The organism is Terriglobus sp. RCC_193 (assembly GCF_041355105.1).
GTDB lineage: Bacteria > Acidobacteriota > Terriglobia > Terriglobales > Acidobacteriaceae > Terriglobus.
Map to the genome: position 1 here is coordinate 989,275 of NZ_JBFUPK010000001.1, position 16,582 is coordinate 1,005,856.

General features: G+C 58.4%; 13 protein-coding genes. 6 read left to right on the forward strand and 7 right to left on the reverse strand.

What is annotated here, in order from left to right; genetic code table 11:
• Window positions 1–153 precede the first annotated feature (153 nt).
• From AB6729_RS04090 to AB6729_RS04105, 4 genes are all read left to right on the forward strand, one after another.
• Entirely contained in the window at window positions 154–1,287 is a 1,134-nt protein-coding gene (locus AB6729_RS04090) for a GRP family sugar transporter (protein ID WP_371080284.1), read from the forward strand.
• A 29-nt stretch (window positions 1,288–1,316) separates the two neighbouring features.
• Window positions 1,317–2,336, forward strand: a complete 1,020-nt coding sequence (locus AB6729_RS04095; protein ID WP_371080285.1) for a LacI family DNA-binding transcriptional regulator — start codon at window positions 1,317–1,319, stop codon at window positions 2,334–2,336.
• A gap of 91 nt (window positions 2,337–2,427) precedes the next feature.
• Complete coding sequence (locus AB6729_RS04100) at window positions 2,428–3,294, forward strand: inositol oxygenase family protein (RefSeq protein WP_371080286.1); 867 nt, start codon at window positions 2,428–2,430, stop codon at window positions 3,292–3,294.
• A gap of 99 nt (window positions 3,295–3,393) precedes the next feature.
• Window positions 3,394–4,365, forward strand: a complete 972-nt coding sequence (locus AB6729_RS04105; RefSeq protein WP_371080287.1) for a carbohydrate kinase family protein — start codon at window positions 3,394–3,396, stop codon at window positions 4,363–4,365.
• Window positions 4,366–4,368: 3 nt separating this feature from the next.
• Here the strand turns inward: AB6729_RS04105 and nadC are convergent, their stop codons facing one another.
• The 3 genes from nadC to AB6729_RS04120 all read right to left on the reverse strand — a co-directional run bounded on the left by nadC (window position 4,369) and on the right by AB6729_RS04120 (window position 7,781).
• Window positions 4,369–5,226: a carboxylating nicotinate-nucleotide diphosphorylase gene (nadC, locus tag AB6729_RS04110; RefSeq protein ID WP_371080288.1), complete on the reverse strand. Its 858-nt coding sequence runs from the start codon at window positions 5,224–5,226 to the stop codon at window positions 4,369–4,371.
• Window positions 5,227–6,522: a quinolinate synthase NadA gene (gene nadA / locus AB6729_RS04115; RefSeq protein ID WP_371080289.1), complete on the reverse strand. Its 1,296-nt coding sequence runs from the start codon at window positions 6,520–6,522 to the stop codon at window positions 5,227–5,229.
• 89 nt (window positions 6,523–6,611) lie between these two features.
• A complete protein-coding gene (locus AB6729_RS04120) occupies window positions 6,612–7,781 on the reverse strand; it encodes a DNA topoisomerase IB (protein WP_371080290.1) in 1,170 nt (389 codons plus the stop codon).
• A 20-nt stretch (window positions 7,782–7,801) separates the two neighbouring features.
• Here AB6729_RS04120 and AB6729_RS04125 point away from each other — a divergent pair, with 20 nt between their 5' ends.
• Entirely contained in the window at window positions 7,802–9,115 is a 1,314-nt protein-coding gene (locus AB6729_RS04125; protein WP_371080291.1) for an NCS2 family permease, read from the forward strand.
• A gap of 69 nt (window positions 9,116–9,184) precedes the next feature.
• Here AB6729_RS04125 and AB6729_RS04130 read toward each other — a convergent pair whose 3' ends face one another.
• The 3 genes from AB6729_RS04130 to AB6729_RS04140 form a co-directional block, all read right to left on the reverse strand.
• Window positions 9,185–10,111, reverse strand: coding sequence for a DsbA family protein (locus tag AB6729_RS04130; RefSeq protein WP_371080292.1), 927 nt, complete (start codon window positions 10,109–10,111; stop codon window positions 9,185–9,187).
• 721 nt (window positions 10,112–10,832) lie between these two features.
• A complete protein-coding gene (locus AB6729_RS04135) occupies window positions 10,833–12,500 on the reverse strand; it encodes an NAD+ synthase (RefSeq protein ID WP_371080293.1) in 1,668 nt (555 codons plus the stop codon).
• A 60-nt stretch (window positions 12,501–12,560) separates the two neighbouring features.
• Window positions 12,561–14,069 (reverse strand): sugar transferase, encoded by a 1,509-nt coding sequence (locus tag AB6729_RS04140; protein WP_371080294.1) that lies wholly within the window; start codon window positions 14,067–14,069, stop codon window positions 12,561–12,563.
• A gap of 241 nt (window positions 14,070–14,310) precedes the next feature.
• Between AB6729_RS04140 and AB6729_RS04145 the strand changes: the two genes are divergently transcribed.
• Window positions 14,311–15,204: a ChbG/HpnK family deacetylase gene (locus AB6729_RS04145; RefSeq protein WP_371080295.1), complete on the forward strand. Its 894-nt coding sequence runs from the start codon at window positions 14,311–14,313 to the stop codon at window positions 15,202–15,204.
• Here the strand turns inward: AB6729_RS04145 and AB6729_RS04150 are convergent.
• Window positions 15,201–16,550, reverse strand: a complete 1,350-nt coding sequence (locus tag AB6729_RS04150; protein WP_371080296.1) for a sensor histidine kinase — start codon at window positions 16,548–16,550, stop codon at window positions 15,201–15,203. The genes AB6729_RS04145 and AB6729_RS04150 overlap by 4 nt on opposite strands.
• Between the last annotated feature and the right edge of the window lie 32 nt (window positions 16,551–16,582).

A 16,582-nucleotide genomic window follows, 5' to 3' on the forward strand; every position in this document is an offset into this window, starting at 1 on the left:
ACTGCCCTGTCACAAGAACATTCATCCAAAGTTTCATCGCTCCATTCGCTCGGCGTTCTTTGCGGTCTGACCGCAGGCGTCTGGCTGGGAGCCGCAGAAGCGCCCACCAAACTCGTCACCGCAGGCTTTTCACCCTTTGCCATCTCACTCTGCATGGTGGCAGGCGTCTTTACCGCACGCTGGACTTTTCCGACGCTACTCAAGGGCACAGGTTACGTTTTCCGCGATCTGATGGCGCGCAAGCACCTTCTCGTCTGGGCAATTCTCGCAGGTGCGTTGTGGGCTGTTGCCAATACGCTGACCGTCTTCGCCATTAGGGATGTAGGCCTGGCCATCGCCTTCCCCATGTGGAACACCAACTCTCTGGTGGGCCTCTTCTGGGGGCGTGTTCTCTTTCGCGAACTGCAAGGTGCGGACGGCAAGACCACAACCAAGGTCGTTTTGGGAACCACCTGCATCATCATTGCAGCCATCATGCTTGGCTTCAGCACCCTTCACGGCGCCACCTCCACCGGCCACAACGCCATCGGCGGCGTACTGGCTGCCATTGGAGCCAGCCTGATGTGGGGCACCATGTATGTGCCTTATCGCAAAGCGTATCTGAGCGGTATGAATCCGCTATCATTCGTCACCGCTTTTACGGTCGGCGAATTGTTCACGATGTTCGCTCTCACCTGGACTCTGGACGGCGGACGTAACTCTTCCGCGTTCACCCTCGCACAGAGCGGCCCACTTCTCTTCTGGCTCTTCCTCGGCGGATTTGTCTGGGTCATTGGCGACCTCTTTCAGCAGTTCGCAACGAAGTATCTCGGCATCGGGCGCGGTATTCCGCTCTCGAATACGAACCAGCTTTGGGGACTGGCATGGGGCGCCCTGGTCTTTGGTGAACTTCGTAACGCCGACGGCTCACACAAGGCGTTGGTCATAGCAGGATCGCTCATCATGATCCTCGGGGCGCTGTTCATCAGCACGGCCAAGGCTTCCGTTGGCGAGCACACCTCGCGCAATAAGGCACTGGAACGCGAGTGCGACCGCTATGGCCTGGACTACCGCGAAACACTGCTGGCACAGGCGGGCGATGAGTTCTCCGGTCGTGAAGAAAAGCGGCGCTGGTGGGATTACCTCATCGTTGCCCTGGCTACCGGATTCTTCATTTTCCTGGCAGTACGTGCCGTAGTGCCGCCGTTGGAGATGAATTTCCGCTGGATGGCCCTGCTTGGCGTCGTCCTGGTGATAAGTCTGATTGCCGCCGGGATGCGCCTCCGTCGCGAAACACGCTTTTCCTGATACCCGCTGCACCATAAACTGGATTCACTGTGGCCGTACGACTGAAAGACATTGCGCGTGACCTGAACGTGTCCACCGTGACCGTTTCCAAAGTGCTGCGCGGCAACCCGGACATCAGCGAGGCCACGCGCGCGCGCGTGCTGCAGCGCATGCAGGAACTGAACTACCAGCCGAACATGCTGGCACGCGGGCTGGCCAGCGGGCGCACGTACACCGTTGGCCTGGTCGTTCCCGACCTGGTGCAGACCTTCTTCGCGGAGTTCGCAAAGTCACTCTCTGAAGTTCTGCGTGAGACGGGTCGAGCCCTCATCATCGCGTCTTCGGAAGACAACCCGGCAATTGAGCAATCGGAGATCCGCACGCTACTCAGCCGTGGCGTGGATGTGCTGCTCATTGCCTCGTGCCAGCAGAACCTGACCAGCATCTACCAGTCCGGTGATGAACGTACCCCGTACCTGCTGATTGACCGTAACCACCCGGAACTGGAAGCTCCTTTCGTGGGTGGTGATGATTTCGCTGTAGGCTGCATGGCCACGCAGCACCTCATCGATACCGGCAGAAAACGCATCGCCCACATCACGGGGCGTCCGCTCAGCCCATCGCTCGAGCGCGCCCGTGGCTATCGTGAAACGCTTGCGGCAAACCAGCTTTCGATGGACGAATCACTCGTCGTCCGCTTCGACCACATGGACGAAGCGGGTGACCGCGAAGGCTATGCTGCCATGCAACGCCTGCTGGAAACGCATCCTGATGTCGACGCGGTCTTCTGCTACAACGACCTTGCCGCCATCGGCGCTATGGAAGCCGCGCGTGACGCTGGGCGCTCCATCCCCGGCGATATCGCTTTCGTTGGCTGCGGCAACATGCGTTATGCCCGCTACCTGCGAACACCGCTGACTTCCATTGACCAGGGCACGGATCGCCTCGGCCAGCAGGCCGGACGACTGGCGATTCAACTCGCAGAACAGCCGAATCTTGAACCTCGCTCCGTTCTGTTGGAACCCTCGCTGGTCATCCGCGAATCCTCTCTGACAACTTCCGCCAAATAAGAACTTTTCTCCTTGCGCACCGTCTCATTGACTGGGTATAGTTACCGCTAACTAAGCGCTCGTAAGCAAAGGCGCGGCGGGGAGGGTTGTCATGGGTACTGCAATTGTTGATGTCGTGGGTGAGAACGGTTTGCCAATTGAGCATGAGTGGGACGAGTTTCTTGAGGGCCGCTACAAGGAAGGCAAGACCCAGGAAGAATTTCGAGTCTATGACGCGGCGGCAAACCCCGGCGTTGCAGAGTTTTACCGCCTGAACCACACCTTCCAGACACACGAGTATGTCCTGGGCAAAGAGAAGGAATACTTCGGCCTGACGCGCGGCAAAAAGAGCATCTGGGAAGCTGCGGAGTACCTGAATACCCTTGTCGACGACAGTGACCCCGACACCGATCTGACCCAGATCGAGCACCTGCTGCAGACCTCGGAAGCCATGCGCGCCAACAACGAGCCGCGCTGGATGGTTGCCACCGGTTTCGTCCATGATCTGGGCAAGTGCCTCTGCCTGTATGGCGAACCCCAATGGAGCGTCGTGGGCGACACCTTCCCCACCGGCTGCGCATACTCCGACCAGGTGGTCTTCCCCGAATACTTCAAAGCGAACCCGGATTACAACAATCCCCTGTACCAGACCAAGTACGGCATCTACGAGCCAAACTGCGGACTGGACAAGGTGAAAATGAGCTTCGGCCACGACGGCTACATCTACGAAGTCATGAAGAACTACCTCCCCATGGAGGCGCTCTACATGCTTCGTTATCACTCGTTCTACGCATGGCACCGTCACGGAGCGTACGACCACCTGTGCAATGAACAGGATCGCGCCATGCTTCCTTCAGTGCTTCGATTCAATCCCTACGACCTGTACTCGAAGGGCAACACTAAGCCGGATATGGCCGAACTGAAGCCTTACTACGACGAGCTTTTCGCTGAGTTCTTTCCCGAAAAGCTCGACTGGTAAATCAGCATCTTTCTCCAGCGCCCCCGGTTATCCGGGGGCCTTTTCGTTTCCTACGACCCAACAATATGGCGCTCTGTTTTTGCTTTCCAGGGGAGTACGATGAAGGAGATGTCGCACAAACCGAAGAGCACAAAGGTCGATCTGGTGGGCGTGGGTCTGAACGCCACCGATACTGTCATTCCCCTTGCCAGCTTCCCCGCCCTCGGTTCCAAGACCGAATATTCAGAGCGCAGTATCCTTCTTGGCGGCGAAGTCTCCACTGCTGTCATTGCCTGCCGACGCTGGGGCCTGCGGACGCGTTACATCGGCCGTCTTGGCGACGATTACGCCGCACGCCTCCATCGTGCCGCCTTTGACGATGTCGGTGTAGAAACGCACATCACCACCGTTGAGGATTCTGCCAGTCCGCAGTCGCTGATCCTTGTCGACGGCTCCGGTGAGCGCACGGTACTTTGCCATCGTGACCCGCGGCTTACGTTGCAACCGGAAGACCTTCACCGCGAATGGATCACTTCTGCTCGTGCGCTGCTCGTGGATGGCTATCACACCACTGCTGCGATCACCGCCGCCGGCTGGGCGCGTGAGGCCGGAATCCCCGTCATCGCAGATCTGGACGTCATCCGACCCGGAGTGGACGACCTGCTGCCATTGGTCGATTACGTTCTTGCCAGCCGCGAGTTCCCTTCCGCACTGACCGGCGAACCTGATCCATTGAAAGCTCTTAAACTTTTGCAGGAACGTGCGGATTGCAACCTTGCAGGTATCACCCTGGGGCTTGATGGTGTGCTCACCTTCAACGGCAAGCAGATCCTGCAGCGGCCAGCCTACCGCGTCTCAACAGTCGACACGACAGGAGCCGGTGATCTCTTCCATGCGGGCTTTATCTATGGCTTACTACAGGGCTGGCCACTGGAACGCCAGCTTGACTACGCCTGTGCTGCAGCCGCACTGAATTGCACCCGCGCAGGCGCACGTGGCCGCATTGGCACGGTAGAAGAAGTCACACGCATCATGCTCGCGGACCAGCGTTATGCGATCCAGAATGCAGTTACGGAAAAGGCTGCTTCGTAGGAGTTAGCTGTCTTCGATATCCAGACCAAGATCCAGCGCGCGGACGCTATGCGTCAGTGCGCCCACAGAAATGATATCGACACCCGTCTCCGCAATCTCACGAATGCGTGGCAACTGAACACCGCCACTCGCTTCCACCAGTGCGCGCCCATTGATCTGTTTCACCGCATCGCGCATCTGGTCCGTGGTGAAGTTGTCCAGCATGATCGTATTCACGCCTGCGGCAAGAACAGGTTCAATCTGATCCGGGCGATCCACTTCCACCTCAAAATGCGTGGTGTGCGGAAGACGCCTGCGTGCTTCACGCAGAGCCGCAGTCAGATCTTTCTTCCCGCCATCGGTGACGATGGCAAGATGATTGTCCTTCGCCAACACTGCATCTGAAAGCGAATAACGATGATTGAAACCGCCGCCGCAGCGAACAGCGTAACGCTCCAGTAGTCGCAGTCCGGGTGTAGTCTTGCGCGTGTCTACGATGCGCGCCTTGGTTCCTGCGGTTTCCGCGACATACTTGGCAGTCAGAGTAGCGACACCGCTCATGCGCTGAATGAAGTTCAGAGCAACGCGTTCTCCGCGAAGCACGCTGCGTGCAGAGCCACTCACCGTCGCCAGTATCTGTCCCGCAGTAAACAATTCCGCATCGCGCACAGAGAATGTGACGAGCGTTGCGGCATCTACCAGACGCATCGCCGCAGCGAAAACCTGCTCACCGGCAAGAACGCCGTCTTCCCTTGCCGCCAGCACCGCTGTCACCTGTACATCTTCGGAAATGAGCAGCTCGGAAGTGATGTCACCCCACGGCGCATCCTCGTCCAGCGCAATCCGCACAATGCGGTCGACAGCGTCAGCAGCCAGTGTCATTCATGCCCCCCTGGGCTTCACAGACAGCATACGTTCCAGTGCAATGCGCGCAGGCTCTGCCACATCTTCTGGAACCTTAATCTGATTCACGATCTCGCCGCGATCCATCGACTCCAGCACCCACGCCAGATAGCTCGGATGAATGCGATACATCGTGGAACATGGGCAGATGATGGAATCCAGGCAGACAATGGTGTGTTCCGGATGCTGATCCGCAAGCCGCTGCACCAGGTTGATCTCCGTGCCAACGGCAAACACACCGCCGGGTTCGGCTGCCTCAATGCGCCTCTTAATGTAGTCCGTCGAACCGTACTCATCCGCCGCATCGACCACTTCCATGGTGCATTCGGGATGAACGAGCACGCGCACACCTGGGTGCCGATGCCGTGCATGACGAATCTGCTCTACCGTGAAGCGCTTATGTACAGAGCAGTAGCCATGCCAGAGAATCACCTTCGCATCACGCATCGCTTCTTCCGTATTGCCACCAAGCGCCTGCTCTGGCTGCCATACCGGCATCTGTTCCAGCGGGATGCCCATGGCTTTCGCCGTATTGCGGCCCAGGTGCTGATCCGGAAAGAACAGTACCCGTTGTCCTCGCTCGAAAGCCCATTCCAGCACCTTCGCTGCATTGGAGGACGTGCAGACAATGCCGCCGTTGCGTCCGCAGAATGCCTTCAACGCCGCCGACGAGTTCATATACGTGACGGGGATAACGGGTGCGCGACCATCGGCGTCCGGCTCGCTCCCGTACAGCTCCATCAATTCTTCCCAGCAATCCTGCACGGTGTCCAGGTCGGCCATGTCGGCCATGGAGCATCCGGCTGCAAGGTTCGGCAGCACCACTGATTGCTCCGGCCGCGACAACATATCTGCCGTCTCTGCCATAAAGTGAACACCGCAGAAGACGATGTATTCCGCATTCGGCCGAGTCTTTGCCGCTTGCGCAAGCTGAAAACTATCGCCCACAAAGTCCGCGTACTTCACCACTTCATCGCGCTGGTAGAAGTGGCCAAGGATCACCAATCGATCGCCCAATGCATGTTTCGCAGCGCGGATACGCAGATCAAGCTCTGCTGCCGTCGCATTGCGATACTCGCGCGGAATCACGCCCTGTGCGGGCGAGCCTTCCGGTAGTGCATCACGCTGCGACGCACCGGGACCATAGCCCGTGACGGCGTCATACTGCCAGGGATCATCTGCAAGTGCGGAGGAGCAACTGGAGCCTTGCTGTTCACCAATGCGAATCAGCCGGAGGGTACTGTCTACGGAAGCCAACGCAATCCTCGTAACCACGCGTCCCGGGATTCCGCTGGCGCTCGCTGTTCCGATGCACCGCGTGTACGCGCTTCTACCAAGGATAAACGTTTCGTCAACATCCGTGTTCAGGCCGCCTGTTTCAAAAGAGATTGCTGAAGTAAAAGGTTCACCAGTTCTCGTTCCTCAGCGCGTAACGCCGCGGCGTGTTTCGCAATACTTTTACGCTCCTGGGCAATCTTTTTCTCCGCTTCTTCTGCGCTGATGGCCCCAAGATAACGTTCCAGAACCGCTGGATGGACATAGCATTTACGGCACACGCTGGGTGTATTTCCAAGCTTGGACGCCACCTGCGCAATGGCCTGCACCACGTTCTTCTTAGCCTCTGTAACGGATGTTGCCGGCTCCAACTCGCTGAGCAAAGAACAGCACAGGACGCTGCCTGCCCAGGTGCGGAAGTCTTTCGCGGTGAAATGTTCGCCTGTAATCTCGCGCAGATATTCGTTTACATCCGCAGAATCAATGCTGTGGCGATTGCCTTCCTCGTCCACGTACTGAAACAGCTCGTACCCCGGAAGGTCGCTGATCTGACGGATGATCTTCGCCAATCGCCGATCCTGCAGGTTGATGGTGTGGTGCACGCGGCTCTTACCCTGGAAGTCAAAGGTAACCTTTGCACCACGAACCTCCACATGCTTCGTACGCATCGTGGTCAGGCCATAGCTTTTGTTGGTGCGGGCATATTCCTCGTTACCCACGCGGATATGAGTCTCCTCCATCAGGCGGATCACGGTAGCCAGCACCTTTTCGCGCGGCAAACCATCCTGCCCCAGATCGCGATCCACTCGTTCTCGAATGACCGGAAGTGCCTCTGCAAAGAGGACCATCCGTTCGTACTTCGTTTCGTCGCGGACCTGACGCCAGCGTGGATGGTACCGACTCTGTTTGCGTCCGCGAGCGTCGCGGCCAGTGCATTGCAGATGGCCATTATCATAGGTGGTGATCCAGACATCGGTCCATGCAGGTGGGATCACCAGCGATCGAATACGTGCGAGCGCGTCCTTATCTCGCAACACCTTGCCATCGGGTGTGGTGTAGCGAAACGTCTTGCCATGCGGTATGCGGCGATATCCGGGCTGACGATCTGTTGTGTAGCGAAGCCCGGCTGCCTTTGCTGCCTCAACCGGATCAAGAATGATTTCCGGCGCTTTCACTCCAACTGCCTTCTTCATCGCAACGAATGGGATGCAGAATCCGCGAGCAGCGTAACGCGTGTGCTCGTCCCGTATAGTGGCCATATCCCATCCACCGAAAGGACATGCTTTTGCGCCAGACACTGGAGCGCTACTTCGACTTCGCTGCTCTTCACGCCACATGGCGCACGGAGATACTTGCGGGCCTTACCACCTTTCTGACGATGGCTTACATCATCTTCGTCAATCCAGCGATCCTGTCGAAGACGGGTATGCCCATTGCAGCCGTAACGGCGGCCACATGCCTCTGCGCCGCGTTCGGCTCCATCCTGATGGGCTTTCTGGCGCGTTATCCGCTGGCCCTGGCGCCGGGCATGGGGTTGAATGCGTACTTTACCTACACGGTCTGCCTGAAGATGCACATTCCCTGGCAGACGGCGCTGGGCGCGGTGTTCCTCTCCGGTATTGTTTTCCTGCTGCTCACTGTTGGTGGTATCCGACAGTTGCTGGTGGAAGCTATCCCGCGCGAACTGCATGCCTCCGTCGCGGGCGGTGTCGGGTTGTTCATCGCCTTCATCGGCCTGATGGAATCGGGCATCATCGTGCGCGATCCGGATACGACTGTCGCGCTGGGCAATCTGCGTGCTCCGGGAACAGCGTTGGCGTTGTTCGGACTGCTGCTGATTGGTGTGCTGCAGATCCTGCGTGTCCGCGCATCCATCCTGATCGGCATTGCCGGAACATTACTCACCGGATATGTCTTCGGACAGGTGCATCTGGCGTCGCAGCCGTTCTCGTTCCGAGCGATCACTGCCACGGCGTTTCATCTGGACATCCGCGGTGCATTGCATACCGGCGCGCTGGAGATCATCTTCGTCTTCCTCTTCGTGGATCTGTTCGACAACGTGGGAACACTCGTTGCCGTAACCAAGAAAGCCGGACTCATTACGGACGATGCGAAGATTCCACGGTTGTCTCGTATCTTCTTCGCTGATGCAACCGCGACGATTGCAGGATCGCTGGCAGGAACCAGCACCGTTTGTTCCTACATCGAATCGTCGGCTGGTGTTGCTGCAGGCGGAAGGACAGGCATTCCGGCCATTGTGACGGGATTGTGCTTCCTGGTGTCGATGTTCGTGGCACCTCTTGTGGGAGCGATCCCGAGTTCGGCTACCGCACCAGCGCTCATCATTGTGGGAGCGTTAATGCTGGGTTCCATTGCCGAGGTGAACTGGAGCGAACCGACCGTCGCCATTCCAGCATTCCTGACGCTGGTGATGATTCCGCTAACGTATTCCATTGCCAATGGGCTTGGCATCGGCATTACCAGCTTCGCGCTGTTGCGGCTGTTCAGCGGCAATGCATCACGACGCGACTGGTTGCTGTTTGTGCTGGCCGCGCTGTTTGTCGCACGCTTTCTCTTCCTGTCACATCACTAAACGCATCCGCATGAAGAATGGCCGCAACGACTCTCGTTGCGGCCATTTCTATTGAGTCAATGTGACGATTTACTTCAAACCTTCCTGCTTCAGGTCCCAGTCGATGACTTGCTTGAGTGTCTCGTAGGGTACGCCACCCAGGGGCATCAGGTGGCCGTTGACCGCGAGCATGGGGGTTTGGTCTACGCCCAGCTTCTCTGCCAGCGCCATCTGCCCGTCCAGCCTGGTTTTGGCGGCGGGTGAGGCGGCACAGGTGGCCATCGCAGCGGGGTCAGCGCCGGCGGCCTTTACGGCGTTGGCAATGGTGGTATCTGCCATCGCGTCCGTCAGACCTTCCTGGTGGGCGAAGACGTCCTTGATGTAGGTGAAGAAGGCGGCATCGCCCCTGGCCTGCGCTACGCAGTTGCCAGTTGCAGCGGACTTGTAGGCGAAGGGGTGAATCTCCACCAGCGGGTAGTTCTGGTAGACGAAACGCGCCTGCGGAAAGTCCTTCTGCAACTGCTCCAGAACCGGCTCGGCTTCCTTGCAGTGCGGGCATTGGAGATCCGCGAATTCTACGAAGAGGATCTTCTTGTCGGCGGCGCCGGTGGCGGGGCCGTTGGCTTCGGCGGCGAGCACTTTGGCGTTGTCCTCGAAGGGGTGCGCACCGAAGCGGAAGACGGTATCGGCGATGGCGTACTTGGCGTCTGGTGTAACGAAGAAGCGTACGCTGTCGACCTTGTTGCCCTGGCTCTTGTCCGCCACGAAGATGGTCACCTTACTCACGCCCGGAGCCTGTGTCTTCTGGATGGCCATTACTTTCCACGAACGGTTGGTGTCGTAGCCCCAGATGGCCTTGAGGAAGGCGTTCACGTCCGCCGCGGTAGGCGAAGCGGCATCGAAGTACTTCTGGTTGACAGCCGGAAACGGGTCAGCGGCGGGTGCCTGAGCAATAGCGGCAGAGCCAACCGCAATAGCCACGGCAGCAGCAAGGGAGAGCAAGGACTGGGTTCGCATGATCACGTTTATCTTCTCACTCAAGAGCGATCCGCAATCTTCTTTTACTGCGCCGGGATGCGCTACCCCTCCTCCCCCCTGTTTTTCTAAAATCGTTTTTTGATTGGGGTTACGGTTTTAGTGGCGCTAAAATCGTCTGCCTGTTGGGGTTAGGGGCAAAATCGTCTTTCTAAAGCCTTTAGCTGTTAGCTCTTGGCTTTTAGCTTTCCATTATTTCTATTTTAGTGGTTTGGTGGAAATAACCTGCCAACTCTATTTTCTTTGGTTTGTTGGAGTTGGGTGGTTGTGGGGCTTGACAGTATTCTTGATGCCTTTGGCTTGGTGCCAGCCATGATCTTCTGAGGGCGCGGGGTTTGCTTCATACTCCTGTTTGTTTTTTGGCCGCGCGGTTTTCTTGGTTTGGGTTTCTTATGGCACGGCTGAAGCCGTGCCCCTTCAAAGAAGACGCGCTTTGCGCGTTGGATCGCTCCTTTGGAGCGATACCCAGGTTAGCTTCGCGAACCTGGGGCACCCGTTTTGTGGGCTCCTGGTTTGTTTTGGGTTTCCTGGTGCGTTCTTCCTGGTGCGTTGTAGAGGGTGTGGAGGAATGCAGGTCCTTCAGCTACGCTTCGCTTCGTTCAGGATGACGGTCTTTGACCGTTGGAGCTTCGCTGGGTGATGGTTTTACTGTGGGAGCTTCGCTGCGTTCAGGATGACTTTTTTTGGGGCGTTGAAGATTTGGTTATGGCTGACGGGTGCGTGCTGCCAATGGGAACCGGCGGCCTGTGCCAAAGCTCTTGGCTGTGACCTTTAGCACAGGGGCGGCCTGCTGGCGCTTGTATTCACTGCGCTCTACCAGCCGCAGCACCTGTTCCACGCGGTCGCGATCCATTCCCTGCGAAGTCATAATCTCTTCCGCCGATTCGTAGCGCTCCACGTATGCCTGAAGGATGGGATCGAGCACCTCGTAGGGTGGTAGCGAGTCTGTGTCCTTCTGGTCCGGGCGAAGCTCCGCGCTGGGTGGTTTGAGGATGGTGTTTTCCGGGATGACCTCGCGCTCGCGGTTGGCATAACGGGCAAGCTGGTAGACCCTGGTCTTCCAGACATCACCAATGACAGCCAGCGCACCGACCATGTCGCCGTAAAGCGTGCAATAGCCCACGGACATTTCGCTTTTGTTGCCGGTGGTCAGCACCAGATGGCCGAACTTGTTGGAGACGCTCATGAGTAACGTGCCGCGAATGCGCGCCTGCATGTTCTCTTCCGCAAGACCAAACGGGGTCCCGGCAAAGAGCGGCTTCAAGCCTTTATCCATCGCATGAAATATGTCGCGAATCGCAATGATTTCACAGTGAATACCAAGATTCTTTGCCAGGGCGAGTGCGTCCTCGACCGAGCCGCTGGAGGAGTATTCACTGGGCATACCGATGCCCATCACGTTCTCTTTACCGACAGCGTCCACAGCCAGCGCAGCGACAACTGCAGAGTCGATGCCGCCGCTGAGAGCAATCAGAACCTTTGAGAAGCCGCACTTGCGCACGTAATCCCGGATACCCATTGCGAGGCCTTGCCACGTGGCCACGATGTCATCGACAACAGGCGCTATGGATTGCGCATGCGTGAGCGCAGTGTCAACGAGCAGCAGGTCTTCTTCAAAACTCTTGGCCACAGCGACGGTTTCTCCTTCGCGATTGACGACGAAGGAGGCGCCGTCGAAGAGAAGACTGTCATTGCCGCCCACCTGCGCGGACATGGCTGCCGGGACGCCGTGACGCTTTGCAATGGCGCCGATCATGCTGCGGCGCACCTGCTGCTTCCCTTCCCAATAGGGCGAAGCAGAGATGTTCAGCAGCAGCGTGGGTTTGCGGCCATCGAGCGTGCAGGTGAGCAGACGCTCCACGGGATCATTGGCGTAGAGTCGTTCCGACCAGAAATCCTTGTCGTTCCACGCGTCCTCGCAGATGGTGATGGCGAGTATCTCACCACGAAACTCCACCAGGGATTGCGATTCCGCAGGCTGGAAGTAGCGCTGTTCGTCGAAGACGTCGTAGAACGGCAGCAACATCTTCTGCTGCACAAACTGCACTTTGCCGCCATGGCAGAGGGCGGCGATGTTGCAGGCGCGCTTACCGGGGCGAATTGCCGATGCTAATGCTGTTCCGCAGAGAATGGCGGGCATGCCGGGCTGAGCCGTGGATTGCGCAATCGTGTCCAGTGAACGCTGGCAGTGGGCGAGGAAGTTATCGTCTTCCAGCAGATCCTGCGGCGGATAGCCGGGAATGGCAAGCTCTGGAAACACAACCAGATCCGCGCCCATCTCTCCGGCACGTTTCGCATGGTCCAGAATGCGTGCGGTGTTGCCTTTGAAATCGCCTACGGTGGGGTTCAACTGCGCCAGTGCAATCTTCACAACACCATTATGGAACGGTGAGCGCCGTTACTGCGAATGGCCCTAAAGCCATAACAAGCCCTAGCTGCCGGTGCCGCTGATGACGACGCTGATGGTTCGAATCAGAATTTTCAGATCGAGCCAGAGGTTCCAGTTCTCAACGTAGGCCGTATCGAGCGAGATATAGCTGTCGAACGATGGGTCCTGACGAGCTTCCACCTGCCAGAGGCCGGTGATGCCTGGAAGAACGTCGAGGCGGCGGAGGTGGGAGAGGTCGTAACGCTCGACTTCGGATGCGATGGGCGGGCGCGGCCCCACCAGGCTCATGTCGCCCTTGAGCACATTGAAGAACTGCGGAATCTCATCCAGCGAATACTTGCGAAGGATGCGGCCCACACGGGTAATGCGTGGGTCGTTGGTCATCTTGAAGAGGATGCCGTCGCGCTCGTTCATGTGTTCCAGCTGCGCCTTCAGGTGGTCCGCATCCTGCACCATGGTGCGGAACTTGTAGCAGTTGAAGGTGCGGCCCTTGCGTCCGATACGGCGGGCGCGATAGAAGATGGGGCCCGGAGAATCCAGCCGAACCGCGATGGCAATCATCAGGAGAAGGGGGCTGAGAGCCACCAGAGCGCCGAATGACACCGCGAGATCGAGAGCCCGTTTAATCATGAACGAGCCAATGGGAAAATCGCGGCGATGCAGCGGGATGGTCGGAAACTGGCCCACGTATTCGATTGGCGCGTTCCATGCCAGTCCATCGTAAAGATCGGGGACGACACGCACGTCGATGCCAAGCTCGCGTGCTTCCTGAACAAGGCCGATGACGATTTTCTTGTCTGCGGGTACGGAGAAGAAGATTTCATCCACGAACAGTGCCCGCGCGATGGAGAGGCAGCTCGTCACATCACCCACGATGTCCGCATCGCCCGACTCTGTTTCCTGTTCGTTGAGGGCGATGAAGCCGCGGAACCGGAATCCGAGATGCCGCAATGATTCGAGGTGATTCCGAAGCGCGTGGCCGACACGGCCGGAACCGATGATGAGAACGTTTCGCGTATCCACACCGTCGCGATAACGCGTGTACACCATGGAGCGCCACAGGGCACGGCGCGCGCACAGCATGGTTCCTGTCAGGACGACGGAGAGCAGGACAACGATACGGGAAACGGTTTCGCCGCGAAGAAGATAGATGCTGCCGCAAAGCAGGAGGCCGGCGACCAGAGTGGCCTGAATGGTAAGCCGCTGCTCATTGAGGCCGCTGCGATTCTGGATGGGGCCGTACAGGCCATAGGACCGCGAGAAAAATGCGAGGCAAAGCGCAAACCATATCATGTACGCGCCGTACTGGCTCCACATGAGTCGGAATATGCCACCCTGTGTGAGCGCACCGTCCACATGCGCGACGTCCAGGCGGAAGTGCATGGCGATGAGACAGCCGACCAGTGCCGTGAGGATGTCGAGTGCAGCCCATGCTGCGCCGGTGACGGATGGCCGCTCCAGCACTCCGGCCGCAACGGAGATGCCTCGACCTCGGAAGGACGATGCTCCGGCGGTGATGCCATTTCCCTGCGCGTACTCTTCTACTGGCATTACATACCTTTATGCCCTGGATGCTTTCGTGGCATCTTGTGGGCCGATGTGTGTCTACCTGAGCTGCGGGGAGGTCGGCTGGCGGACACGTTCACCGCCTGGCTGCTTCTTAACGAGAATACCGCATACCATCCTGATATTTCAGCCAAGTCGCACCATATGTGTCACATCGTGACAGGTTTGTTATTACAGGTTTATTGTTCCCGACGGATATCTGGCCGTCATTGTTTGGGAAATCCAGATGCAGCCGTTACACTGCCCCGTGATGTCCTCCATAAGAAACTCCGAACGGCGTCTGATCGTAAATGCAGACGATTTTGCCCTTACCGAAGGGGTCAATCGTGCCATTGGAGAGCTTTCTGAAGCTGGCGCACTGCGCTCCTGCACCCTGATGGCTGCCGGGGACGCCTTTAAACACGCTGTTCGTACTACTAAGGATTACAAAAACCTGCGTGTGGGTTGCCACGTCGTATTGGTTGATGGCTCCTGCGTGGCGCCGGCGGAGACAGTACGGGCTCTCCAGGACGGAAATGAAGGGCAACTGCGAAGCTCTCTGCCCGCCTTTATTGCCGATCTGCAGCGCGGGAAGATCCCGGAGGCACAGATTGAAGCCGAGGCTGTCGCCCAGATTCGGCGGTTGCAGGACGCGGGAGTGACCGTTACCCATGTGGACAGCCATAAACATACGCATCTGTTTCCCCGCGTGGCACGTCCGTTGATGCGGGCCGCCATGCAGTGCGGGGTTCCGGCGATTCGGAACCCGTTTGAGCAGGCGTGGTCTGCCGGGCTGACGCGTGGGCCGCTGCTGCGCAAGCTGGAGGTTGCGGCTCTGCGTAACTTCAGCAGTATGTTTCAGAAGTTGTTGCGGGCTTCGGGGTTGAAGACGACGGCGGGTTCGATTGGCGTTTCGGCTACGGGGACTCTTGATGGCGCGAACCTGGAACGGCTCCTGAATGGAATGCCAGAGGGCACCTGGGAGCTGGTGTGTCATCCCGGCTACAACGACGCCGCGCTGGGCGCTGTTCGTACGCGGCTGCGTGAGGAACGCGACGTGGAACGGAATGCCCTGCTGGCACAGATCCCTGCCGCTGTACGCGAGGGCAGGTTTGAGCTGATTGGATTCGACGAGCTTTAACTGCCTCGGACGCCCGGTGCGTTTTCCTGCAATTCAGAGGTGGCGACTACGGGCATTTCCAGGGTGATGCGTGTGCCGCGACCGGGACGACTTTCCATCTCGATGACGGCGTCGCTGCCGTAGAGCACTTCCATGCGCTCGCGGACGTTCTTCATGCCGATACCGTTGCCGGGACGACGGAGGCCGCTGACGGGCATGGCGACGTCACGTTCGGGGGCGATGCCTACGCCGTCGTCTTCCACCTCAAGCAATAGGCGTTCGCCGCGAATCCGGCTGCGCAGTGTGACCGTGCCACCGCTGATGCGCGGTTCCAGTCCGTGCTTGATGCTGTTTTCAATCAGCGGCTGCAACAACATGCTGGGGACGACGAGGTCGAGGGTGTCGGGTGCGATCTCTTTGACGACCCGCAGCTTTTCGCCGAAACGCACCACTTCAATGGCGAGGTAATCGTCAGTGAACGCGAGTTCGTCGCGGAACGGGACGAAGGCCTCTCGCTTCTTCAGCAGGATGCGCAGGATGTTGGCGAGGCGGACGATCATCTCGCGTGCGAGCTCCGGTTCGAGACGGATGAGTGAGCCGATGGAGTTCAGCGTGTTGAACAGGAAGTGCGGGTTGATCTGGCGCTGGAGTGCGTCGAGGCGCGCTTCCAGGAGAAGACGCGCCTGCTGCTCCAGCTTGTCTTCAATACGGATAGCGTTCCAGATTTTTAATGGGATGCCGACGATGACAGGAGCGGCGGCGGCGATGGCTAGTTGCAGAAGCCACAGGTTGGATCGCAACGCGAAGAAGCGGCGAGGACGGTACATGGCCACTTCGCTGGCGCCCAGTTGCAGCAGCATGATAATGAGCAGCAACAGCACCTGCCTGTCCAGGTGGGGGCGGCGGAGGTTGCGGCGCACCCACTGGTACAGGCTGAGATCGATCATCGGGGAAAACGTCCAGATGGCTTCTACATCGGCGAAGCGATAGAAGCTGCCTGCCACCAGTGCGGCAACCAGGTTCACCGGGAGTGCGAGAAATTCGTGATGCAGCACCGCTGGAAATGACAGGATGACCGCGCCGAGCGCCGCAGTGGAAGGGCCGAGGATGGCCCCAAGCAGGATCGTGGTGGCAAATGAGATGTCTGCCGCGAGAAAGTTCGGCACCACGGTCCGAATCCACACGCCGAGCGTGAGTGGCGTGACGACCAGCAACATTAATTGCATCCGGTCAATGGAGGTGCGGTCTGTTTCAAGCAGAAGTCTGCGAAAGACCGTGGACCGCGCCAGCGAACTGGAAACAGCAGCAGCCACACCAAGCTGGATGAGCAGCGAGATCAGGACGAGCTTGGGTTCCAGTGGATTCACGTCTTCAGCTTACCCCGACAATCGGGAATGCC